At 65.8% G+C, this 23,750-nt stretch carries 21 protein-coding genes; 9 read left to right on the forward strand and 12 right to left on the reverse strand.

Annotated elements, in window-relative coordinates:
• Window positions 1–142: 142 nt before the first annotated feature.
• The 4 genes from ACJH7A_RS07600 to ACJH7A_RS07615 all read left to right on the forward strand — a co-directional run bounded on the left by ACJH7A_RS07600 (window position 143) and on the right by ACJH7A_RS07615 (window position 4,497).
• Window positions 143–1,591 carry a wax ester/triacylglycerol synthase family O-acyltransferase gene (locus tag ACJH7A_RS07600; protein ID WP_174557611.1) on the forward strand — a complete coding sequence of 483 codons (1,449 nt, stop codon included), beginning with the start codon at window positions 143–145 and terminating at the stop codon, window positions 1,589–1,591.
• A 75-nt stretch (window positions 1,592–1,666) separates the two neighbouring features.
• Window positions 1,667–2,440 (forward strand): glucose 1-dehydrogenase, encoded by a 774-nt coding sequence (locus ACJH7A_RS07605; protein ID WP_406801702.1) that lies wholly within the window; start codon window positions 1,667–1,669, stop codon window positions 2,438–2,440.
• A 119-nt stretch (window positions 2,441–2,559) separates the two neighbouring features.
• Window positions 2,560–3,675: an alpha/beta hydrolase gene (locus ACJH7A_RS07610; protein WP_406801703.1), complete on the forward strand. Its 1,116-nt coding sequence runs from the start codon at window positions 2,560–2,562 to the stop codon at window positions 3,673–3,675.
• Window positions 3,676–3,738: 63 nt separating this feature from the next.
• Entirely contained in the window at window positions 3,739–4,497 is a 759-nt protein-coding gene (locus ACJH7A_RS07615; RefSeq protein WP_406801704.1) for a hypothetical protein, read from the forward strand.
• An 85-nt stretch (window positions 4,498–4,582) separates the two neighbouring features.
• Here the strand turns inward: ACJH7A_RS07615 and ACJH7A_RS07620 are convergent, their stop codons facing one another.
• From ACJH7A_RS07620 to ACJH7A_RS07635, 4 genes are all read right to left on the reverse strand, one after another.
• The gene (locus tag ACJH7A_RS07620) at window positions 4,583–5,602 is read right to left on the reverse strand and encodes an amidohydrolase family protein (protein ID WP_073693796.1); all 1,020 of its coding nucleotides are present in this window, start codon (window positions 5,600–5,602) and stop codon (window positions 4,583–4,585) included.
• Window positions 5,603–5,616: 14 nt separating this feature from the next.
• Complete coding sequence (locus tag ACJH7A_RS07625) at window positions 5,617–6,720, reverse strand: MBL fold metallo-hydrolase (protein ID WP_073693795.1); 1,104 nt, start codon at window positions 6,718–6,720, stop codon at window positions 5,617–5,619.
• A 51-nt stretch (window positions 6,721–6,771) separates the two neighbouring features.
• Complete coding sequence (locus ACJH7A_RS07630; RefSeq protein ID WP_142239373.1) at window positions 6,772–7,788, reverse strand: glycoside hydrolase family 6 protein; 1,017 nt, start codon at window positions 7,786–7,788, stop codon at window positions 6,772–6,774.
• A gap of 280 nt (window positions 7,789–8,068) precedes the next feature.
• Window positions 8,069–11,326 (reverse strand): LuxR C-terminal-related transcriptional regulator, encoded by a 3,258-nt coding sequence (locus tag ACJH7A_RS07635; RefSeq protein WP_406801763.1) that lies wholly within the window; start codon window positions 11,324–11,326, stop codon window positions 8,069–8,071.
• 514 nt (window positions 11,327–11,840) lie between these two features.
• Between ACJH7A_RS07635 and ACJH7A_RS07640 the strand changes: the two genes are divergently transcribed.
• Window positions 11,841–12,362 (forward strand): DUF302 domain-containing protein, encoded by a 522-nt coding sequence (locus tag ACJH7A_RS07640; protein ID WP_073693793.1) that lies wholly within the window; start codon window positions 11,841–11,843, stop codon window positions 12,360–12,362.
• Window positions 12,363–12,482: 120 nt separating this feature from the next.
• Here ACJH7A_RS07640 and ACJH7A_RS07645 read toward each other — a convergent pair whose 3' ends face one another.
• From ACJH7A_RS07645 to ACJH7A_RS07670, 6 genes are all read right to left on the reverse strand, one after another.
• Window positions 12,483–12,749, reverse strand: coding sequence for a hypothetical protein (locus ACJH7A_RS07645; protein ID WP_406801705.1), 267 nt, complete (start codon window positions 12,747–12,749; stop codon window positions 12,483–12,485).
• A 54-nt stretch (window positions 12,750–12,803) separates the two neighbouring features.
• Complete coding sequence (locus ACJH7A_RS07650; RefSeq protein ID WP_073693791.1) at window positions 12,804–13,229, reverse strand: DUF4189 domain-containing protein; 426 nt, start codon at window positions 13,227–13,229, stop codon at window positions 12,804–12,806.
• Window positions 13,230–13,312: 83 nt separating this feature from the next.
• The gene (locus ACJH7A_RS07655; RefSeq protein ID WP_406801706.1) at window positions 13,313–15,232 is read right to left on the reverse strand and encodes an acyl-CoA dehydrogenase; all 1,920 of its coding nucleotides are present in this window, start codon (window positions 15,230–15,232) and stop codon (window positions 13,313–13,315) included.
• Window positions 15,233–15,243: 11 nt separating this feature from the next.
• Window positions 15,244–16,554 (reverse strand): cytochrome P450, encoded by a 1,311-nt coding sequence (locus ACJH7A_RS07660; protein ID WP_406801707.1) that lies wholly within the window; start codon window positions 16,552–16,554, stop codon window positions 15,244–15,246.
• Window positions 16,555–16,560: 6 nt separating this feature from the next.
• Window positions 16,561–18,363, reverse strand: coding sequence for a peroxidase family protein (locus ACJH7A_RS07665; protein WP_406801708.1), 1,803 nt, complete (start codon window positions 18,361–18,363; stop codon window positions 16,561–16,563).
• Between the two features lie 58 nt (window positions 18,364–18,421).
• Window positions 18,422–19,072 (reverse strand): hypothetical protein, encoded by a 651-nt coding sequence (locus ACJH7A_RS07670; protein WP_234789641.1) that lies wholly within the window; start codon window positions 19,070–19,072, stop codon window positions 18,422–18,424.
• A gap of 182 nt (window positions 19,073–19,254) precedes the next feature.
• Between ACJH7A_RS07670 and ACJH7A_RS07675 the strand changes: the two genes are divergently transcribed.
• Together ACJH7A_RS07675 and ACJH7A_RS07680 are read left to right on the forward strand one after the other, a co-directional pair.
• Entirely contained in the window at window positions 19,255–19,887 is a 633-nt protein-coding gene (locus ACJH7A_RS07675; RefSeq protein ID WP_406801709.1) for a TetR/AcrR family transcriptional regulator, read from the forward strand.
• A gap of 98 nt (window positions 19,888–19,985) precedes the next feature.
• Complete coding sequence (locus ACJH7A_RS07680; protein WP_142239372.1) at window positions 19,986–20,195, forward strand: hypothetical protein; 210 nt, start codon at window positions 19,986–19,988, stop codon at window positions 20,193–20,195.
• A gap of 21 nt (window positions 20,196–20,216) precedes the next feature.
• Here the strand turns inward: ACJH7A_RS07680 and ACJH7A_RS07685 are convergent, their stop codons facing one another.
• Entirely contained in the window at window positions 20,217–21,125 is a 909-nt protein-coding gene (locus ACJH7A_RS07685) for a cupin domain-containing protein (protein WP_406801710.1), read from the reverse strand.
• Window positions 21,126–21,160: 35 nt separating this feature from the next.
• Window positions 21,161–21,910, reverse strand: coding sequence for an SDR family oxidoreductase (locus ACJH7A_RS07690; protein ID WP_346415325.1), 750 nt, complete (start codon window positions 21,908–21,910; stop codon window positions 21,161–21,163).
• Between the two features lie 229 nt (window positions 21,911–22,139).
• Between ACJH7A_RS07690 and ACJH7A_RS07695 the strand changes: the two genes are divergently transcribed.
• Together ACJH7A_RS07695 and ACJH7A_RS07700 are read left to right on the forward strand one after the other, a co-directional pair.
• Window positions 22,140–22,976, forward strand: coding sequence for an ABC transporter permease (locus ACJH7A_RS07695; protein ID WP_346415326.1), 837 nt, complete (start codon window positions 22,140–22,142; stop codon window positions 22,974–22,976).
• A 10-nt stretch (window positions 22,977–22,986) separates the two neighbouring features.
• Window positions 22,987–23,739, forward strand: a complete 753-nt coding sequence (locus ACJH7A_RS07700) for an ABC transporter ATP-binding protein (RefSeq protein WP_406801711.1) — start codon at window positions 22,987–22,989, stop codon at window positions 23,737–23,739.
• The last annotated feature ends 11 nt before the right edge of the window (window positions 23,740–23,750 follow it).

A 23,750-nucleotide genomic window follows, 5' to 3' on the forward strand; every position in this document is an offset into this window, starting at 1 on the left:
CACCCAGCCAACCAGACACCCCAATCACAGGCCGACAGCAGCTGACCGTTCTACACCCTCAATCATGAAGAGCCTGTAAAACGCGTAACCGTGGATACGTTATTGCCGCCACAATTCGGTGGTCAACGAGGGGAGTACCGCGGTGAAGCGCTTGTCCGGCATGGATGCCATGTTCTTGTCCATGGAGGGCACCGAATGGCCTCAGCACACGCTGGGGTTGATGATTCTGGACCCCAGCGACGCACCGGGATTCGACTTCGAACACCTGCGGGATCACCTGGATCGCCGCCTGCCCTACCTGCCGTCGTTCCGCCGCCGCATCCAAGAGGTCCCGCTGGGACTGGACCGGCCGGTGTGGGTCGACGATCCGGCGTTCAAGCTCGATTACCACATTCACCGGGCGGCGCTGCCCGCTCCCGGTGGCGCGAAAGAACTCGCCGACGTCGTCGGTGAGATCCTGGCCCGTCAGCTCAACCGCAACCAGCCGCTGTGGGAGAGCTGGTTCGTCGAGGGTCTCGAAGGCGGCCGTGTCGCCTACATCGCCAAGACCCACCACTCCATCGTCGACGGTGTGTCCGGCGCCGGCCTGTCATCTGTGCTGTGCGACGTGACTCCCGATGCCACGAAACCGATCGTCGATCTGCCGAACGAGGATGAGCAGAACCGTCATTCGAGCCTCGAGCTGTTCGCCAAGGGCGCTCTCAGCGCCGCGAGCACGCCGCCGAAGGTCGTGCAGTACCTGGGCCAGACGGTCCGCAACGCCGTGACCACCATCAGCCACCTCCGTCGCGACGATCCGCCGCCGCGCCCGATGAGCGCCCCGAAGACCAGCTTCAACGGCGCACTCAGCTCGCACCGCAGCTTCGCCTACACGTCGCTGCCGATGGCAGAGGTCAAGCACGTCAAGAACGCGCTCGGCGTCAAGCTGAACGACGTGATCCTGAGCGTCGTGGCCGGCGCGCTGCGCACCTACCTGACCAAGCGCGACGCGCTGCCGGAGGCCCCGGTCCTGGCCACCGTGCCGATGTCCACCCGCAACGCGGGCGACGAGACCCCCGGCAACCACGTGCACACCATGATCGCGTCCATGTGCACCGATGTGGAGAATCCGGTCGAGCGGCTGTCGGCCATCCACAACGGCATGAACAGCGCGAAGGCGCTGGCCGAGGACCTGCAGGCCGGCCAGTCCATCGGCCTGACCGACTTCGCGCCGCCGGTGCTGCTGAACCTGGTGTTCAAGGGCTTCCGCGCCGCCAAGCTGGAGGACAAGCTACCGCTGGCGAGCAACCTCATCGTCTCGAACGTCCCCGGCCCGCCGATCCAGCTGTACATGGCCGGCGCCAAGATCGAGCACATCGTGCCGGTCGGCCCGCTGACCGTCGGTATGGGTATCAACGTCACGGTGTTCAGCTACGGCGGCAACGTGGATGTCGGTATCCAGGCCGACCCTGACCTGGTCGAAGACCCGTGGGAGATCCTCGATGGCGCCCGGGCGGAGCTCGACACGCTCCTTGCCGCTGCCGGCTGGGTGGAGCCGGCCCCGGAGTCCGCAGTCCCACCGGGTGGGAGTTCCGCCGTCAGCGCCGACTAGATGTGATTGCCTTCACACGCGGGCGGACCGCCACAGCGGTCCATGCCCAGAGGACGTCGAAAGGAAGTTGCTGAGATGGCAGATTCGGATAGCTTGTCGGACGTGGTGGCGATCGTCACCGGTGGCTCACGCGGGCTCGGCGCGTCGATGGCGCGCCACATCGTGGCCGGTGGCGGCAAGGTCGTCATCGCTGACGTCCTCGACGACGAGGGCAAGCAGCTGGCCGACGAGCTCGGGGATGCAGCGCGGTACGCACACCTCGACGTCACCGATCGCGCGCAGTGGGACGCGGCCGTCGCGCTGACCGTCGCCGAGTTCGGCAAGATCACCGGTCTGGTGAACAACGCCGGGATCTCCACCGGCCAGTTCATCGAGCACGAGCCGCTGGATCACTTCCGCACCGTGCTCGACGTCAACCTGGTCGGCGTCTTCAACGGCATCCAGGCCGTCATCGCGCCGATGCGTGCCGCCGGCGGCGGTTCCATCGTCAACATCTCGTCGGCCGCCGGCCTGATGGGCCTGGCCCTGACCGCCGGCTACGGTGCCTCGAAGTGGGCGGTGCGCGGCCTGAGCAAGATCGCGGCCGTCGAACTGGGCACCGACCGCATCCGGGTCAACTCCGTGCACCCCGGCATGACCTACACGCCGATGACGGCGCAGGCCGGCATCCAGCAGGGCGAGGGCAACTACCCCAACACCCCGATGGGGCGCGTCGGCGAGGCAGACGAGATCGCCGGTGCCGTGACTTACCTGCTGTCCCGCGCCGCCTCGTACGTCACCGGCGCCGAGATCGCCGTCGACGGCGGCTGGACCACCGGCCCCACCGTCAAGTACGTGATGGGTCAATAACTGAACAGGCGACGAGCCAATCGTCCGTCAGCTCAGCATGTTTGAGCTGAACGCGGGTGCGTGCCGATGGCCATCGGCACGCACCCGCGGACGGGACGACTTCAAGCAAGGAGACAATGGTGTCTGCCCCACTGAGGAACGATGAGTTGCCAGAGCCACCCATGGTGAGCCGTCCGGAATGCATGGACGTCAGCGAGCGCATGGCCGTGGCCCCGCACATCGCGATTGACGAAGCGGTGCTCGCTGTCATGCGTCTGCGCCAGCCGAAGCTGCCCGCAGAGGCCGCACCTGAGCGGCTCGCCGCCGACCTGGACAAGGCCGCGGCCCTGTTCAAGCGGCGCGGCTGGATCTCCAAACCGTCCAAGTACCACCGCACTCCGCCGAAGTTGAACGACGCCGACGTCCTGCACTGGAGCACCCACAACGGACCGCTCCGCCACGAGTCGATGTCCTTCGCGTCGGAGTTCGACGCGCGGTCGTTCGAGCTGGGCGCGGGCCGGTGGCCCGGTAATGACCGCAACGACACCGTCACCGTCCGGCTGCTGCGCCGCCCCGACTCCCCCGCCCCGTGGGTCGTCATCCTGCACGGCTTCGGGATGGGCTCGTCGCGCTTCGACCTGAACGTGCTCTGGGCCAACTACTTGCATCACAAGCTCGGATACAATGTCGCACTTCCCATTTCGCCGCTGCATGGCCCCCGGCGCGAGTCCGCTGACGGACAGCTGCTGTCACTGGATCTCACCTCGATGCTGCATGGCATCACGCAAGCCGTGTGGGACGTCCGCCGGCTGGTGAGCTGGATCCGCAGCACGACCGATGCCCCGGTGGGTCTCTACGGCGTCTCGCTCGGTGGCTACCTGTCCACCGTGCTGGCCGGTCTGGAACGGTTCGACGCGGTGGCCGCGGCGCTGCCGTTCGCCGATCCGCTGGCGCTGCTGACCCACCACGGTCCACCCGAGGAATACCGCGACGTCATCGCGTCGGACGACGCCCGGACCGTCTTCCAGGTCGTGTCCCCGTTGGCGCTGCCGACGGTCGTCGCACCACGGGACCGGACCTTGTTCATCGCCAAGGCGGACCGGCTGATTCCGGTCGAACAGTCTGAGGCCCTTGCCAATTCGTGGCACGCCGAGCACGTGGACTGGGTCAGCGCCGGACATGTCGGCTTCACGTGGACCCGCGCTTCGCGCGGTGTACTGGGCCGCAGGTTCCGCGAGTCTCTCGGCACCGCGTAACCCGGTATCCCAGTCAGCGGCATCGCGCTGCGTGGCGGTTGACGGAGTGACGATCATTTAGATATGGCGAACTCCGGACCGTTTCCGTCTTGGGACTCGTTCCCGAGCTGGGACTCGTTCAAGCCGATGGATGCGTTCAAAACGCTGGACGCCTTGTCGTCGTTCTGGACATCGGCTGCGGGCAACGCGCTGACCTCCGGTCCGGCCGGCGCGTACCAGAGCTTGTTCGACACGTTGCGCAAGCAGGTTGTCGGCCGCCGGATCACCGTCAAGCTCAAGTCCGGCGAGATGACGCTGACGGTCACCGCGATCGATGCCGACCTCGACATGCGTAGCCTGTCGGTCGGGCAGCTGGGCGAGGTCTCCATCTCGGCGTCCGACATCGTCTGGAACGGTTGGCAATTCGACAAGGCCACCGCGGTCCTGCACAACGTGCACATCAAGCCGAGCAACACCCCGGTGCTCGTCGCTGCGCCGTTGGATCTGACCATCGAGATGTCCGCCAAGGCGCTCGACAACATGATCGACAAGGCTTCGTCGCTGCCGGGGCGGGCCGCGCCGAAGTTGCTCGGCAACATCGACGCCGGTGGTGTCGCGCAAATCCGTTGGGCTAAACGGCCGGACATCGGCCATCTCGAGGTCGACGCGACCATCGACGGCTCGACATTGCTCGTGAAGCCGCGGATGGTCGCGGTGCGCAAAGCCCGGTGGCATCTGCCGAACCGCTTGCCCGCCTATCGAATTCAGCTGCCGAAGCTGCCCCGCGAACTCGCGCCCACCTCCGTCAACTTCAGTCCGGAGACCCTTGAGCTGACCGGGTGAATGCCAGAATGGCGCGTCGAGGTGCCGCGGCGCCGCATCGAGGAGGCCCTCAATCAACTCAACCAGGTGGGCAAGGCACTCAACCTCAGTTGGATGGCGCGGCCGCGGGACTGATCCCCTCCTCGAACCCCGGTATCCGACTGCCGAAGAGCCGCACCGCATTTTCGTAGCCGACCTTGCGCCGGTCCGCGTCATCCATCGGATACGACGCCAGGAAGTCGGCGCCGTCGACGTTGTCGTCCATCGGGTAGTCCACCGAGAACATGACCCGGTCGGCGCCCATGACCTCCAGCGTGCAGGCCATGGCCGGCGGGGAGAAGTTGCCACTGGTGGTGAAGTAGAAGTTGTCCCGCAGGTACTCCGACGGCAGCTTCTGCAATCGGCCATGCGAGTCGCCCGAGCCGCCCAGCCCGTAGTACCGATCAGTGCGAAAAACTGTGAACGGCAACATCTCTCCGAGATGGCCGAGGATCATCTGCAGGTTGGGATGACGGTCGAACAGGCCCGAGTAGATCAGCCGCAGTGCGTGGGTGCCGGCCTCGACGGCGAAGCCCCACGATGCCAGGTGCAGCCCCTGATCGACATATGGCGCGAACCAGGCTTCCATCACTGCCGGGTGCGGAGTGGTCGGGTGCAGGTAGATCGGGACACCGAGCGTCTCGGCTGTGGCGAACAGCGGCTCGTAGGCGGGGTCGTCCAGGTAGCGGCCATGGGTGTGGCCGTTGATGAGGGCTCCCACCAGTCCGAGATCGGCGACAGCCCTGCGTAATTCAGCGGCAGCGGCATCGGGGTCCTGCGTCGCGAGGGTGGCGAAGCCGCCGAACCGGTCGGGGTACTGCCGCACGGTCTCGGCGAGATCGTCGTTGGCGCGACGTGCGTAGTCGACGGCAAGCACCGCGTCGTCGTACTCCTGCACGCCTGGGTCGAAGAGGGACAGGATCTGGAAGTCGATGCCGGCGGCATCCATCTGCTCCAGCCGCAGCGGCCCGCGGTCGTAGAGTCGGTCGAAGCCGGTGCGGTTGTTGGACTCCAACCATGTCGCGACCACATTGCCGTCGCTCGCCGGGTTCCACGCGTAGTGCTCTTCCAGCGCGATCAGATGCATACGCCGAGGATAGGTCAGAGGGCGAAGACCTGACCGTCGCGCGCGACGGTGATCTTGCCCTGATAGCGGCTGCCGATCGCGTCCCGCCACTTCGAGTCGGGCAGATCGGTGGGCGAATAGTGGCTCAACACAACATGCTTGGCATTTGCCGCCGCCGCTACCTCACCGACCTGCTCGGCAGAGGTGTGCGAGCGGACCAGATACCCCGGCGGGAACCGGCTGTTGTTGCCACCGTCGGCGAGGCTGAACTGGGCCTCGTGCACCAGGATGTCGGTGCCGTGCGCGAGAGCGATCAGATTGTCCGATTTGGTCGTGTCACCCGAGAAGGTCACCGACACACCGGATTTGAGCAGATCGAAGCGGAATGCGAAAGCCGGGTACACGTCGTAGTGGCTCACCAGGGTCGCCGTGACGCGCACGTTGTCGTCCGTCATGACCGGGAAGGGGTCGGTGCGCGGTGACCGGTTCTGGTAGTCCGAGCCGGGTGGCGCAACGACTTCGTTCACACTGACCAGACTCTGGATGTCGTCGGTGCCCATGTCCCGGATGAAGATGTTGCTGGTGTAGGCGAAGGCCCGGTGCAGCGCTTCCGTCATGGCCGCGATCCCTGGCGTCGGGTTGGCGGGTTCGACGGTCGGCGGGTTGGGATTGCCGACCTCGCTCGGCGGGAGCCCGCCGGCGGGGCCTGGCCCGTACACCGTCACTGCACCCTTTCCCCGTGACGCGGTGTAGCCGCCGGAGAGGAAGAAGCTGTAGTAATCGACGATGTGGTCGGTGTGCAGGTGCGTGATGAAGAGACTGCGCAGCTGGTCGAACTTCAGGCCGGCATTGGTGAAAGCATTCAAAGAGCCCAGGCCGCAGTCGATTTGGTAGACGTCGTTGCCGATCTTGAGCGCCGACGAGATACCGGTCCGGTTCGGCACCGGCGGCGGACCCGCCTGCACGCCGAGGGTGATCAGAGCGTTCTGCGGCAGCGCGTCACCGCGCGGCTCGGCTGAACTGCTCGCCGATGTCGCCAGCGCGGCACTGCCGAGCAATGCGGAGACGGAGGCGACCAGCGCCGTCCGCCGGGATATCGCATCGACGCCGTCGGCACAGTCAGGGCCACACCCATGCATGACGGCAACGTATCGTCCTTCACGCCGAAACCCGGGTCGCGGCGCGCGGAATCAGTGCGCCGCGTTACGAGCCAGGTCGATGGCGAACGATTTCACGAACGTGCCCGCACCGGGCTCGCCGCGGCCGCACGACCCGTCAGACTCGCCGACGCGCTTCACCCAGAGGTACGCGTCGGCGTGCGCGCCGGCGGTATCGGTGGTGGGCGCGACACCGAGGGCGCGGCCGTCGGGGTTGCACCAGTACATCGGGTCACCCTCGGCCGGTCCGGCTCCATTGCGCGACGTGTCGATGACGTAGTGCGAGCCGTTGGTGAGCCCGGAGATCGCCTCGCCGTATCCGATTTCCTCACCGGTGGTGAAGTAGTTGGTCGTGTTGAGACTGAATCCGCGTGCCTTGGCGACGCCGACCTCGTTGAGACGGGAGGCCATGGTTTCGGCGCTCACCCACCGCGAGTGCCCGCCGTCGATGTACACCGCCGCCGCGGGATCGCGAGTCAGGGTGTCGACGGCGTAGCGGATCAGGTCGAAGCGCTCCTGCCGCTGGCCGGCGGACAGGCAGTCGGCCATGGCCAGCGCGTCAGGCTCGACGATGATCGCCGCCGGTGAACCACCCAGGCCGGCCGCAACGCTGTCGATCCACGCCCGGTAGCTGTCCGCCGACCCGAAGCCACCGGCGGCGTAGCTGCCGCAGTCGCGATGCGGAATGGCGTACAGCACCAGCACGGGAGTGGCACCCGCTGCATTGGCGGCGCCGGCCAGCCCGGCGACGGTGCCGCCTACGGTCGAGGCCGGGAACGCCTGATCCAGCCAGTAGGCCTGCGGCGTGTTGGCGATGGCAGTGAGTTCGGCACTGGGCGGGTCGGCATGGTCCGCGGCGAGCTTGGCCTTGGAGATCGGGTCGGCGTAGAAGGGCCGGCCGGCCAGCGGGTTGTCGTCCGAAGCCAGGCGGATCGCCGGTGCGTCGGCACGCGGCGCCGGATCGAGGGGCAGGCCGGCGCTCGCGACGGCGGCTACAGCCAGGAGGGGAGCGGTCCAGCGGGCGACGACGCCAACAGCCGAAGAAATCACCTCAGAAAAATAGTTCGATTTCGTTAATAAACGCCAATCGGGAGCCAAAGTTGGTGTGCGAGTGACCAAAGTGGCGCTGACCACCGTTTCGCCCGCGACGTGCCATGAACGCCGTCGGCGTGTCGGCTCTCCCTCGACACATTCGATCTGGAGGCGTCAGGTTTCCTTGACTGTCAGGGAAACCTGACAGGTCCCGGCGAGAGTGATCCAGGGAGACCTGTGCTGAAGTTGCCGGTGTGACTGCAGATGCCACGATCAGCCGCTCGTGCCGTCGAACGGATCACGCGTGCCGGGCCGCCTCCTGCGCGAGTTGCACCCGCGACGCAACACCGAGCTTCCCGTAGATGTGGGTCAGGTGCGTCTGCACCGTCCGAGGCGAGACGAACAGCCGGGCGGCGATGTCCTTGCTGGGCAGTCCGGCGACCGCCAGCTTCACCACCTCGAGCTCAGCTGGCGTCAATGATGCCCAGCCGCTCGAAGGCCGCTTACGCTCGCCGCGGCCGCGCTGGGCATAGGCGATCGCCTGCTCCAGAGACAGCGCCGCGCCCTCATCCCATGCGACGTCGAAATCGTCGCCCATGATCGCACGAAGTTCAGCAACGGACGCGTCATAGCCATCCTGATAGATCCGGTACCGAGTCTCACCGGTGCGTTGCCTGACGGCGTCGGCTGCGCCGAACAGCCGCGCAGCTTCCGGGTAACTCTCAGCAACCGCCGCCGACGAAGCCAGGCACTCAAGCACATCGGTCATCAACAACCAGGCCTCGCACTCGACCCCACAGGCCAGCGCAGCGTGCGCATCCTGCTCGGCCTGCTGGAAATCGCCTTCCGCCATGGCAATTCGGGCACGTGCCGCCAACGCAGTCATACGACTCCAGGCAATGGCGTCAGCGACCCCGTCGTCGGCATACCGACGGGCCGATTCAGTATCGCCACTCGCCAGCGCGATCTGGGCCATCAGCGCCAGCTGGATCGCCACGACTTCCCGGCTCCACGTGGTCAGCGGCCAGCCGAACCGACTTGATTCGGCGGCGGTCGCGACGTCGCCTGCAGCCAGAGCCGCGTAGGCCACCACGATATGGCTCCAACCTTCCGTGACACCACCGATCGGCTCACTGACGTCGACCGCCTCGCGCGCTGCCACCATCGCGTCGTCCAGGTCGCCGTGATACACCAACGCCTGGCATAGGGTCTCCAGCCCCATCGCTTTCGTGAAGAGATCACCCGCCGCGTCAGCGTCAGCGATCAGTTCGCGCAGGCCGTCGATAGCCGTGGCCAGGTCGCCCTGCCATACCTGCGCCCAGGCCAGCCACAATCGACACTGGCGGACTGAGACGTGGTCGCCGACGGTTTCGGCGACCTGCCGTGCTTCGATCGCAGCAGCTCGCACCACAAGCGGGTTGCTGGTCAGAAATGCGCCAAGGGCACGCCACGCGAGAATCTGCCCGACCCGCCATTCGTCGCCAAGTTCGTGTGCCAACTCGAGTGCCTCGGCAAGATACTGCCGGGTGGCCCCCGGGTGATAGCCGCTAGCGCAACCGCAGGCGATGAGTGCCCGCACCATCAGCGCACGGTCCCCCACCTGCTGGGCGAGGTCCAGCGACTTCGTCGCCAACTCGATCGAATCAATGAGGCCTACACCACCAAGCCACGCTTTCAAGAAAGCACAGGACGCGTATGCCAAGGCCCGTACCGACGGCGTCACCGCGCCGTGGTCAGCGGCACCGTCGCGGAGAATCGCATCGAACCAAGCCAGCCCCTCACCAACACGGCCGCGCCCCAACCAAAACGGCTGCATTTCCGACACGAGAATCAGAGCCGTGTCGATGGCCTGACTTTCCCGACTCCAGGCGAATGCGGCCCGCAGGTTGTCGAACTCGATCTCCACATCATGCAGCCGCTGGTCGTAGCCGGCACCGGTCGACGCATCCAATTGCGATGCGAGACCCGAGTAGTGGTCACGATGCCGATTACGCACCTCATCGGATTCACCTGAGCCGCCCAGCTTTTCGAGCGCGTACTGACGGACCGTCTCCAGCAGGCGGTACCGCGTGCGGCTGCCCGTGTTCTCGGCGATCACCAGTGATTTGTCGACGAGCAAAGTGAGTTCGTCCAAGACCTGATAACTCTCGACACCGGCGTCGGCACAGACGGATCGCGCGGCGTCCAGGTCGAATCCGCCCACGAACACGGCCAGCCGACGGAGCAGGATCTGTTCGGGCTCAGTCAACATCGCATGGGACCACTCCACCGACGCCAGCAACGTCTGCTGGCGTCGGACCGCCGTGTGTGCTCCGCCGGTCAACAGCCGGAACCGGTCGTGCAAGCCGTCCAGGATCTCTTCCGGTGCCAGGGCCCGAACCCGCGCCGCGGCGAGTTCGATCGCCAGCGGCAGACCATCCAGGCGTGTGCAGATCTCGCCAACAACGGTGGAATTCCGTTCGGTGACAAGGAAATCCGGCCGCACGGCCCGCGCCCGGTCAGCGAACAGCTGCACCGACTCGTCGGTCAACGACAGCGACGGCACGCGCCACGTCACTTCACCGGCGACCCCGAGTGGTTCGCGGCTGGTGGTCAAAACTTTTATCGCAGTGCAGGTCCGCGTGATGTCGACAACCAGTGCCGCCGTGGCGTTCAGGAGATGTTCGCAGTTGTCGAGGACCAGCACCCCTCGACGGCGGGAGAGAAATCGCACCACGGAATCGGCCGGTGTGCGGCCCGGTTGGTCCAGCAGGCCCACCGCCCGTGCGACCGACGAGGCCGCAAGATCGGGCTCGGTGATCGGGGCCAGGTCGACGCACCACAGCCCGCCCAGATCGTCGGCGACGCGGGTGGCCACCTGAACAGCCATCCGGGTCTTACCCACGCCGCCCGTACCGGTCAACGTCACCAGCCGGTTGTTCACCACCAGCTGACACACTTCGATGAGCTGCTCTCGCCGGCCGACGAACGTCGTAAACTCCACCGGAAGGCCTTGTGTGCCAATATTATTCACTGTGCGCAGCGGCGGAAACTCGTTGCGGAGATCTGGATGACACAACTGCACCACCCGTTCGGGCCGCAGAAGATCACGTAGTTGATGCGTACCCAGATCGGTCAGCCATGCGCCATCGGGCAGCAGATCGACAACCATGTCCTCCGCCGCGCCGGACAGCACCGTCTGCCCGCCGTGTGCCAGATCACGAAGTCGGGCAGTTCGATTGACGGCCGGCCCCGCGTAGTTGTTTTCGTCGCGCAGTTGCACCTCCCCGGTATGGATGCCGATCCGCATCCGGATTGGCGCCAGCCGGGCTCGCTGCAGATCGAGCGCACACTTGACGGCATCGCTCGCTCGGGCGAACGCTGCCACGAAGCTGTCGCCCTCGCCCTGCTCCAGCGGCCGCACCCCGTTGTGTGCGGCGATCGCGGTGGATACCACTTGATCCAGCCGCGCCAGCGCGGCGGTCATCTCCTCGGGCTGGGTCTCCCACAGTCGCGTCGAACCCTCGACGTCTGCCAGCAGCAGTGTCACGGTCCCTGCCGGCAGCAGCTCGCTCATGCCCACATCACTCCAGGTCAACGGCGGTACATCTACCCGTCGAACGATGTCGCTCATGGTAATCAGCGTGACCGGACCAGATGGGACAAACATCCGCAGAACTGCGTATCCGCCCTCCGATTGTTACGGCATCACATAGCAGGACTGCTCGCAGAGGGCACCGACAAATTTCGGCCCTCGAAAGCAGCCGGGCGAGAAGCCAGCCGCCCGCCGACGATGAGCTTATGCGCCTAGCTCACAACACATTTGACACACGAGCTCGGCCTCGGCGATCAACCTGCGAAAGTGACCTGCATCGTGTCCCCGCGAATACCAGGATCATCTCGGCCTCCCCATCCGGCCTCGACCCGGCGCAGAGTAGGTGTCAGGCCGCCACCCCCGGCGGCACCAGCGATAGGACCCCGCCAGATGACCATCGTCAAAGCACACTACAGCCGCCCCGAACTGCTCAGCTTGAACATCGACCACACGCCCCGGCCGCAGGTCCATCGCACCGACGTCGCGAAGGTCGATCATGACGACGAGTGAGGCTCAGGCGATTCCGTTCAGCGGAGTTCGGATGCGGTTCGACAGTGACAAGACGTTCGATGAACTGCGTGACGATCTGCTCGCCGATATCGGTGCGGAGCCCGCGCAGATAACCGGCCTCCGAGCATTGGCAGATCGCGACTGGAACGCATTCGAAGCGGACGTCCAGCGCCAGGCCGGACCCAGCGATTTCATGTTGATGCACCTGATCGACCACACCTCGTGGCTCAGCACTGCGGGAGTAGACCGGAAGGCCTTGCGCGTCATCCTCGGCAATCCGCTCATCGCAATCACCATGATCAGACACGACCTGACGGCCGGGCTGTTCGCTCCCGTCGAGGTCCTGCTGACGGAAGTCGACGACAACCGGAGCGCCCTGACCTACGTCAAGCCGTCGTCGCTGATGGTTGTCGACGACAACCCACCGCTGCACGCCGCGGCACTGATTCTGGACGACAAACTCGCCGCCCTGGCCGAGAAGGTATCGAGCACCGGCGATGCACCGTGAGCTCGACCAGCGCGTCGGCTCTCCGTCGACACGTTCGATCTGGAGTCGTCAACTTTCGTTGACGGTCAAGGAAAGTTGCCGGCTCCCGGCCAGACATGCCAAGGGAGAGCAGCACTCGACCTAACGGTGCCCGCCGCCTCCGCCGCCTCCACGGTTGATGACGCCGCCGGGGTAGAGGTACCACTCATCGTCGCCGAACGGGAACTCCTCGTTGTCCGCGATGACCGACGGCGAAGCGGCCGGCACCGACGTTTCGCCGCCGACCTCACTGCCCTGACAGACGGTGGCCGACGGGTCGCAGATGTCGGCGTGTGCCGCCGGTGCGACGAGAATTCCCGCAGCCGCGCCTGCCGCCGCGAAAAGCGCCGCCTTCTTCTTCAGATCCATGGCGGGTCCCTTTCGCCGTCCGCAACCGTATTGGACGACGCTACCCCGCCCGTGTCAGTGCTCGGTGCCGAGTGAGCAGAACGACAGGACGACGGTCGCGCCGAACGACGTCGACAGCCGGGCTTTCGTCTCGGCCTCCTTCTGCGTCTGGGCCACACCTGTGCCCCACATGAGGCTGTGGTTGAACGGGTTGGGACTCGTCGCGAGTGCGGCGCACTCGTTGTCGCCCCACACCACGATCCGGCAGTCGGTCCCGCCCTTGTTGAGGCAGTAACCCACCGCGTCGAACTTGGCCTGGTTCGCGTCCAACAGGCTCTGTGTGTAACCCCACTGCCCTGTCGCCGGTGAGAACGCGATGGCGAGGTACCTGTTGACTCCAGCGTTCGCCGGGCTCGCCGCGCCAAGTGCGCCGGCGACGGCTCCGGCGGCGACGAGCGCAGCTGCGACGGCTGAGCGACGGCGGACAGATACAGCGGTCATGATGTTCTCCTTGGCAGGTCGGAGCCCTCGTGGGCACCGTTCACTGACTAGGAGTGCTCAGTCATCGCAAACGGGACACTTTTTCAGATATCCGGGATGCGCTCCGGATGCAGCATCTCCGCGTAGCGCAGCTGCTCGGGAATCCCGAACCCGTCGACCAACACCTCGGCGTACGGCCGCAGCTTGCGGCAGCGGTCGTTGATGCCGGCGGTGACGGCCTTCGCCCGGTCCATGGACAGGAAGCGGTGCTCGATGTACCAGGCCTTGTCTTCTTCGATCACCGACAGCGCATACAGATCGCACACGAGGCCGAAGATTTCGCGGGCCTCGGGATCCGTGCACGCGTCGATACCGGCGGCGAACGACTCGAACACGATGCGGTCGATGTGCGCCGACGCCGCGTGCAGCACGTGGTCCTGCACGGAGTTGAACGCCTCGAACGGGCTCATCTCCTTGGAGTTGGCCTGCAGGCGGCGGGCGACCGTCGACAGCAGATAGTCGGCCCGGTCCTCGAACATCTTCGCCTGGGTGCCGCGGTTGAAGAGGCTGCCCTCTTCCTCGTTGTCCTGGCGAGTGTCGAGGAGGTTCTGCAGGATGGTCTCGGTGCCGGTGCTCCGGCGCACCCGCTCCCGGGCCGTGCTGGTCGCGAACTTCACCCACTCGAACGGGCTCATGCCCTTGATGTCGTCGGCGTACTCGGTGAGCAGGTGCTTGGCCACCAACTGCGTCAAGACGTGGTTGTCACCTTCGAAGGTGGTGAAGACATCCGTGTCCGCCTTGAGCGCGATGAGCCGGTTCTCCGCCAGATACCCTGCGCCGCCGCAGGCTTCGCGGCACTCCTGGATGGCTTTGGTGGCGTGCCACGTCGCCGCGGCCTTCAGACCGGCGGCGCGCGCCTCGAGCTCACGCTGCACCTCACCGTCGGGTTCGGCTTCCTCGGTCAGATCGTGCAGGTCCGCCACCAACTCGTTCTGCGCGAACTGCAGTGCATAGGACTTCGCGATCAGCGGCAGCAGCCGACGCTGGTGCACCAGGTAGTCCATGATCAGGACTTCGTCGTCCGTCTTCGGCGCCTCGAACTGCCTGCGCTGCAACGCATATCGCGTCGCGATATCCAGCGCGACGCGGGCGGCGGCCGCGGCACTGCCGCCGACCGTTACGCGTCCACGGATCAGGGTGCCCAGCATGGTGAAGAACCGCCGGTTGGGGTTGTCGATGGGCGACGAATAGGTCCCGTCCGCGGCGACATCGCCGTAGCGGTTCAGCAGGTTCTCCCGCGGGATGCGCACATGGTCGAACTGAATGCGACCGTTGTCGACACCGGGCAGTCCGCCCTTGTAGTGACAGTCCGAGGTGCGGACGCCCGGTAGGTCGTTGCCGTACTCGTCGCGCAGCGGCACCATGAAGCAATGCACGCCCTGGCTCTCGCCGCCCGTGATCAGCTGTGCGAAAACCGCTGATACCTGGGCAGATTCAGCAGCGCCGCCGATGTAATCCTTGCGCGCCGTAGGGGTCGGAGAATCGATGACGAACTCTTGGGTGGCCGGATCGTAGGTGGCTGTCGTCTCCAGGGACTGCACGTCGCTGCCGTGCCCGGTCTCCGTCATGCCGAAGCAACCGACCAGATCCAGATCGATGGCCTTGCGCACGTAGGCCTCGTGGTGGCGTTCGGTACCCAGGTTGTCGATCGCACCGCCGAACAGACCCCACTGCACCCCGGCCTTGACCATCAGCGACAGGTCGCTCATGGCCAGCATCTCGATGCGGGCGATGGTGGCGCCCGCATCGCCGTTGCCGCCGTGACCCTTGGCGAAGGCGTCCTCGGCGGCGCCGCGCGACGCCATGTACTTCATCTGCTCGGTGACCTTGGCCCGGGCCACCGCAGTGTCCGGGGTGTAGTGCGGCTTGAACAGTTCAGCGGAAAGTTCCTGCCGAATACGGTCTTTCACCTCACGCCACCGCCCGTCAAGGGCGTAGCGCAGATGTTCGGCGGTCGTCGTCACAAGGGTCCCATCTAGCGTTCGATGCTGATGCCGTACAGATCGACACTGTGCGGCAGTGACTTCTGCGGGTTCAGCGTAGCCCCGCGCAGCACCGGTGTGGACCCGTTCAACACGTGCGCCAGGAAGGCCTGACCGAGGAAAACCGACAAGCCGGCGCCCGGGCAGCCCTGCGGACCGTGGCTGAAGAAGTTGTACGACCAGTCACTCCCGGCATCACCGCTGACCCATTCACCTGGCGAAAACCGGTCGGCGTAGGGGATCCTGTCGCGGTTCCGGTGGTTGAACACGTTGTAGATGAGGACCTGCTTGCCTTCGGGCAGCACTGCCCCACTGGGGAACTCGATGTCCCGGGTGGCGACCCGGCCGAACAATCCGGTCGTCGGCCACAGCCGCATGGTGTCGAGCAGGCACCCGCCGAGATACTTCAGCGACGCGATGCCCTGTCCCGAGCCGATGTCGGCCGACTCCATCTCCGCCCGGACCTCGCGCAGGTGCTCGGGGTGCGTCGACAGCACCGCCAGCGTGCGGAATGCGTTGGCAGCCAGGGTGTCCCCCATCGCGAACAACCAGTGGATCACCTGGCTCGCAGGGCTCGCGGTCTCCGGCGCGGTGGTCTCCGCGATGAGCGCGGCCAGACTGCCCGGCTCCGGATCCTTCAGGTAGGACTCGATGTGAGAGACGAACTCCGGATATCCCGGCGCCGGCTCTCCCGGCATCCCGTTGCCCGCGGACATCAGTTCGCTCAGCTGCGAGGTGAGCCGGGTGTCGTCGGCCGCCTTGTCGCCGAAGACGATACACCGGGTCAGCCGCTGGAATGCCGCGTTCCAATCGGACCACTTCAGCGCCCCGGAGCCGAGACCCTCCACCGTCTGCACGACCTTCTCCACGAACGCCTGCGCCAACCGGTGGACCGGATGCCCGGTGTCCAGCACCGCTTCGGCGAAGCGACGCCGGTCCTCCCACGGCTGCCCACGGGAGATGGTCAGCGCGTCCGGCTGGAACGCCGCCATGCCCTCCCGCTTGGGCTTCGGGTCAGAGGCGAACGGGTCGGGCGAGCCGCCCAACACGAACTTCAGGTCGTCCGGGTGGTGCACCAGCAGCGCCTCGTCGGCGACGACCCGGACGTAGAACGGTCCGGGGCCGTAGCTGCGCACCATGCCCTCGACCAGCTGGTATCCCAGGTAGTCCGAACTCAGGCCCGAGGCGATGCGGGTGGGCAACTCTCGCTTGTTGAACAGTCCCAGAAGGACATTCGGCACACCGATCTGAGCGGTGAACCGAACGCCTTCGACGATGGATGCGTGCGGGAAATCCTCGGCCATCGCGCGTCAGCCCCAGGGCAGGTAAGCGCGGACCGAGTCGGCCAGCTGCACCACGGGGTTCTTCTTCCCCGGCACCGGCGCACCCAGCTTCGGCCACGGCGCGAACACCCGCTCGACGTCACCGATCACCGGCTCCAGCTCCGGGTAGTGCCGCAGCATGACGTCCTTCATGGTGTTGTTGTTCACCCAGTCGAACCCGACCTGGGTGTACACCTCGGGCTTGAAGTCGTTGGTGAAGAACCGGTCGCTCTTGAGCCGGCGTGACGCCATCAGGATGAAGATCCGGAAAGCGGTGTCCGAGAAGCCGAATCCCTTCGGCGGCTGCTCGGCCTGCATACCGATCTGGAGGTCGACGGCGTCGACGTCGCCGTTGTAGACCTCGTTGATCTCCCGGGCCCACTGCTTGTTCGGGGTGATGTCGTCGATGGTCTTGCGGCGCGGCATCCGCAGTGCCTCACGGAAGTCGTTGTAGCGCGGCACACCTCGCTCGCGGTCACGCACGATGTCGAGGGTGGCGAGGTCGGTGACCTGACCGTCGACCCGGGTGAGGTTGCGCAGCGCGTTCGGGTAGTTGTGCAGGCAGACGGCACCGGCGCTGGCCAGGCCGAACGAGTACCACATGTCGCCCATCTGGATCTTGTCCATGAAGCCGCGTGTGTAGGCACCCTGCAGCTGGGTGAAGTCCGCCTTGACCAGGTGCTCACCGGACTCCAGCGAGAAGAAGTTCCAGTCGTCCGGGATCAGCGGGTGCATGCGGTAGACCGACACGAACTCCTCGGTCAGCGAGAACGGCGCGGTGTGGTGATCCGTCGGTGACCCGATGATGCCCGAGATCGCCTCGTTGTCACTGATCCGGCCGAACTTCTCCTGGAACGTCTCTCCCAGTGCGCCATACCAGTTCGCGTTCATGCCGATCTGCAGCGCCGGGTGGCGCAGCACGCACGGCGTCCACTCCACGGTGTGGATCTTGGCGATCAGCGCAGAGACGACGAGGACGCCGACCTCGAAGAGCCGCTGATCATCGAAGCTCGGGTAGGCCTTCTTCAGGGCATCGCAGACGGCGTTGTGCTCACGCGCGAACATGGTGTGCAGCAGACCGGTGCCGACCCAGTAGTTCTCCTGCATACCGGTCAGGTCGATGCCCTTGATGTCGCTCTCGGGAAGACGCCCGTTCGGGTCGACCTTCACCTTGCCGTCGACGAAGGTGCGGACCTGCGACTGGCGCTCCTTGCCGCTGCCGTAGACCTGCGAGCCGTCCCACCAGTGCGTCTCTGCGTTCGCGAAAACCGGTGCGGGACAACCATCCGCTATCTCGCCCCGCAGCGGGATGGTGCACCGGATCTTCATCGGGTTCTCGGGGAACTGATCATCGGCGCTCAGCGGGATGTCGATGGTCTTGTCGGGCACACCGTCGCCATGGAAGAACCAGTTGTGGTTCTCGAACTGCAGCCATGCAGCGGCCAGCGCGTTGATGATGCCGGCCGGCTTGAAGTCGTCGCGGGCCATCAGCTTGCGGCTGATGACGCGCGGGTCCGGCTTGAGCAGACGCTTGACGTCGGTGACGGTCATCGACAGCGGCACGTTGCGTCCGAAGCCGGTGCCCTTGGCACCCATGTGCGGATCCGCGAGGTCGTTCCAGGTGCCGTCAGGCTGACGGGCCCGACGCACTTCTTCGGTGGGCTGGCCGAGGTCATCGGCAGGACGCATCCCGTAGCTCTCGTACAGATTGTGCGCGCGAAGGTCATCGCGAGCCTTGGTGAGAGCGTTCAGCTGCAGGAGCAGAGACGGGTATTCGTGCCACTCAGTCATGTTGTTGCCGTTTCTTTTTCGAGTTAGTCGTTTAGGTGGGCTGTGAACGCGAGGTCTGTCAGCGCGGCGTGCGCAATGCGAAGTAGCCGATCTTGCTGTACTTGTCGGAGCCGGTGTTGAACAGAATCTTGCCGAGGTAGACACCGGGCACGAGCTGCACCAGTTCGTCCCGGATGCTCCGGATCACCAGGCGCGGGTTCGATTCAACGTTGGCGTAATCGATGACCATGACCTGACGATCGGGGTCGTCCTTACCGGCTTCCACGTAGGTCGCGAAGTCGAAGGCGAGTTTGCCGGATTCGGCATCACGCATCGAATACAGCGGCCACAGCAGCTTGCCAACCAGGCCAGTGCTCTTGGTCAGCCGATTGTCGCCGGTGCCGGCCTCCGAATCGAAGCGCTTGCCCTGCCACGGCATCCACAGGGCCGTAACAGCCCGCGTCACGGTATCGAGCGCAGGGTTCGTCGTCGTCATGACGAGAATGCCCTCCGTCGGGCCGTCCAGATCGACCGGCGGCGTACCCAGCCGGAAAAGATCGTTGAGCTGCGCTTCGGCAGCATCGGAGTCGTTGTCCGCCAGCTTGGACAGCTCGACGATCCAGCTCCACGCCGAATCAACCGCTCCCGGCTGCCCTTCCGCGACCGACTTCCGCAACCACGCCAACCTGTCGTCCGCAGCAGAGTCCGCCGCTGCTTGTTGTTCGCTCATCGGCACCATTTCCGTCGAATTTCGAGTACTCGCGGAGCATGATAGCGACCTGCGCCATTCTTTGGAGGCATTTCAAGACGATCGTCCAAACTTTGCCACCCCGGGGCAGAAGTACCTGATCGGAGGAATAGACTTGGTATTCCCCGCCAGTTCACTGACACTTCATCTGCCACTGGAGCCCTGTGGATACCCCTTCGAGCCGCGTTGCAGGCCGACTGGCGGGCGCGCGTGGGCAAAAGTTCGCTGCGCGCCGTCAGGAGCTGGCCACCCAAGCCACCAGCGGACTTGCTGAACTGGGCTTCGCGCGCGCCAGCATGCGGGAGCTCGCCCAGCATTGCGAGATATCGCTCGGCGTTCTGCACTACTACTTCGACGACAAAGACGACCTCGTCATGTGCTGCGTGCGGCAGTACAAGAACCACTTCATCGACCGCTACAACTCCATCGTCATCGACGGCAGTTCCGGGCCGGAACTCAAGACCCGCATCAGCAGCGCCCTCAGCAACTCACTGCGCGAGTCGGCCGCCATGCACCGGCTCTGGTACGACCTGCGCACGCAAGCGCTCTTCGACGACCGCTTCGCCGCAAGCATCAACGAGATCGACGACAGCCTTGCCGCGCTCACCTGGAAGGCCGTGATCGCCTACGCCGAACTCTGCGAGTCCGTCGTCATCATCACGCCCGCCATCGTCTACGCGACCGCGGACGGCCTGTTTCACCGCGCACTACGTGATCTGATCCACGGAGACGCTGCAGCGCCGCAACGGTTGGCGCACGAAATCGAGTCTGCGCTGGAGGATTTCGTCGGTCCCTGAGTCGGATGCTGACCCCTACCGCCTCCTACCGCGGGCGGACATCAAGATCAGCCTCGAGCCCGATGTCCGCCGCCCAGCTGATTCGTAGCGTCGAACGCATGACACACGCACACGTTCCGGCCCCCGCGGAGATGATGCGGGATTGGTTGCGCCACAGCGCTCAGCAGGTCGCCGAAGCGGTCTCGGCCGCCGGCACCTGGGTCCAGGGCCGCACCCATTGGCCTCAGCATCGTGCCGACTACTACCCACCACGCCGGGAGGCGTCGTTCGAGGAAGCCGCGATGGCACGCGAAATGTACCGACTCTGAAGCCTTTTCGATGTGCCCCGGTTACGCGCGTTGACGGTCCTGCCGGGCGAACTCGGCCGGCGAGCACCTCACCACGCGCGTGAAGGCGGCACTGAAGGCGCTCGCTGAGCCGTACCCGACCCGGGTGGCGACCGCCGACATCGACGGCCGCTCACCGAGCAGTAGCTCCTTGGCCCGTGCGACGCGCCATTCGGTGAGGTACTGCAGCGGCGGCATCCCGACGGTGCGGGAGAAGCGCTCAGCGAAAACCGCGCGGGACATCCCCGCCGTGCGCGCCAGCTTCTCGACCGTCCACTGGCCGGCCAGATCGGCATGCATCGCCCGGAGCGCGTGCGTGAGTGCCGGATCAGCCAGCCCCCCGAGCAACCCCCGCTCCACGGCGGCGTGTTCGGTCTCGAACCGCCACGTCTCGATGAGCAACACCTCGACCAGGCGCTCGAGAATGAGGTCCCGACACCGGTTCTGCTCGTCGGCCTCCTCGGCGATCAACTCGACGATGCGGCCCAGCCGGGACGCGCCGGGTTCGTCGCGCCTGATCAGAATCGCCGCCGGCAACAGCCGTGCCACGAGTTCGGCGTTCGCCCTGTCGAATTGGAAATACCCACCCAGCATGCGCATGCTCGGCGCGCCATCACCGTAGGTGGCATCGCGGTCGAGATCGATCGCCGTGTCCGTCGCGGGCAAGTCGAGGTCGCTGGCCAGGACGAAACTCGGCGTCTCCGGCAACAGCAGAAAGTCACCCGCGCGGAGTTCGATCGCGTCGCCGTCCTCGGGACAGAACCAGCATGCGCCTTCGAGCATCACGCAGAAGGACGGATCGGTATAGCGCGGCTTGCGGACGCTCCATTGACCGCCACCGGCCACGATCTTCGACCGCACCGCCCGGCACCGCAACAGCGCGACGATGAAATCGAGCGGGTCCGTTGCCATTTCGACACGGTACCCGCGACCGGACGAGTACGTGTCTATTCGCTGTGCGCGGCGACGAGGGCCAGCGCGTCCGGGCCCGCCGCGAACCGCAGCCGGCCCGACGTATCGGTCGCGGCCTGGTAGACGACCTCGGCCACGTCGGACGCCGTTGTGAACACGTCGACGTCGCCGAACGCGGCCATGACCGGTCCCGCGAACTCCAGGTACTCGGGAGGCAGCAGGCCGTCCATCCGGTCGGCGCCGTTGGCGGCGAAATTGGTGCCCGGTCCATAGCCCGGCTCGACGAGTTTGGCAGCCACTCCGAAGAATTCGAGCTCCAATGCCAGCGAGCCGGTGAAACCTTCGATCGCCGCCTTGCTCGCGGTGTACACCGCTGCCAGCGGCATCGGCGCCAAGGTCGCACTGGAGGTCACGTTCACGATGACACCGGACCGCCGTTCACGGAATTGCGGGACAACGGCCTGCGTCATGGCTATGACGCCAAAGGTGTTGGTCTCGAATACCTCCCGTGTCGTCGCCATCGGGGTGGCCTCGAACGCGCCCACCACCCCGACGCCGGCATTGTTGACCAGCACGTCGATCGGACCGGCGGCTGCGATGGCGCCGGCGATGCTCTGCGGATCCGTGACGTCGAGCGCCAGCACCCTGATTCGGTCCGAGTCCGGAAGTAGTTCGGGCCGTGGCGTTCTCATGGTCGCGACGACATTCCAGCCTTGCGCATGGAAGTGCCGGGCGATCTCCAGCCCGTAGCCCGACGAACAACCCGTGATCAGCACTGTCTTCATAGCTCAAAACGTAGAGTCACCGAACGCGACGATCAATGCGCTTTCGTCTGAGATCCATGCGTGATCGTCTTGGCGACCTGGCATGCTGCAAACGGCACTGCCGGCGGTCGACCGCCCCCGTTCCCGTGGAATCAGGGCGACGGTAAATCTTCACAGCCCGTGCACGGCCTCCTAATTTCGGGGTGATGGCGTGCGCGCCTGACCGATAGCCGTCGACGTGAGGAGCGTGATGACCACCCGCGAGGCCCCGGTGGCCGCCGCGGCACCGGGTACCGAACCTGCTGCAGTGCAGTCGGTTTCCTGGATCAGCCGCGTCCGCGCTCGGCGCTGGGAAATCCTCCGCTGGCTGTCACCGCTGGCGGTACTCATCCTGTGGCAGGCCGGCAGCGCGTGGGGCCTCATCGATCCCGAGGTCCTGCCGGCACCGCAGACCATCGCGGAGGCCGGCATCGAGCTGATCGGCAACGGTCAACTCGCCGAAGCACTGCGCGTTTCGGGAATCCGCGCGGCTGAAGGACTCCTCCTCGGCGGCGTCATCGGCGCCGCTCTCGGCGCCCTCGTGGGCTTCTCGAAGTGGGCGGACGCCACGGTCGACCCGACGATGCAGATGATCCGGGCGCTGCCCCACCTCGGCCTGATCCCGCTGTTCATCGTCTGGTTCGGCATCGGCGAACTGCCCAAGGTGCTCATGGTCGCGTTGGGCGCCGCGTTCCCGCTCTACCTCAATACCTCGTCGGCAATCCGCCAGGTCGACCCCAAGCTCTTCGAAACGGCTGCCGTACTCGGCTTTTCGCCGCTTGAGCGGCTGCGGACCGTCGTCATCCCCAGCGCCGCACCGCAGGTCCTCGTGGGGCTGCGGCAGTCGCTGGCCATCTCGTGGCTCACGCTGATCGTCGCCGAACAGATCAATGCCGACTCCGGTGTCGGCTACCTCATCAACAACGCGCGCGACTTCCTCCGCATCGACGTGATCATCTTCGGTCTCGTCGTCTACGCGCTGCTCGGCATCATCACCGACGCGCTCGTGCGGATCCTGGAGCGCCGTGCCTTGCGCTATCGACTCTGAAAGGCACCCTGTGACAGCACTTTACGAAGTACCCGTGGAACCGCCCGCGGTATCGGAACCACCCGCAGCGGAGTTGCGCTCGGTATCCAAGTGGTACGGCGCCAATCGGGTGCTCGACGATGTCAGCCTCCGGGTGAAGCGTGGCGAGATCGTCGCGCTCGTCGGGCGCAGCGGTTCGGGCAAATCGACCATACTGCGAGTGCTTTCCGGCCTCGCCGGTGATTTCCAGGGCGAGCGCGAGGTCCAGGGCGCGCCCGCCGTCGCGTTCCAGGAGCCCCGGCTGTTCCCGTGGCGATCCGTGCGCGACAACGTGCGCTACGGCCTGACCCGCGCCAAACTGTCCCGCGCCGAAGCACTTTCCCGCGCCGATCAGGCCCTGGACGAGGTGGGCCTCGCCGACAAGGCGCAGTCCTGGCCACTGACCCTGTCGGGTGGGCAGGCACAGCGCGTGTCGCTGGCCCGCGCGCTGGTGGCGGAGCCTCAACTGCTGCTGCTCGACGAGCCATTCGGCGCGCTCGACGCCCTGACCCGGCTCTCGATGCACCGACTGCTCCTCAACCTCTGGCGCCAGCACAACTTCGGGGTGCTCCTGGTCACGCACGACGTGGACGAGGCCATCGCATTGGCCGACACCATCGTGGTGCTCGAGCACGGGCGGGTCGCGCACACCCTGGCGATCGAGAGCCCGCGCCAGCCGCACGACCAGCGCGACCGGCGCACCGACGACTACCGCACCGAGCTGCTCGCGCAACTCGGTGTCTGACGGGAGAAGAC

Source organism: Mycobacterium sp. SMC-17, from assembly GCF_045310915.1.
In the GTDB taxonomy this organism is placed as follows: domain Bacteria; phylum Actinomycetota; class Actinomycetes; order Mycobacteriales; family Mycobacteriaceae; genus Mycobacterium.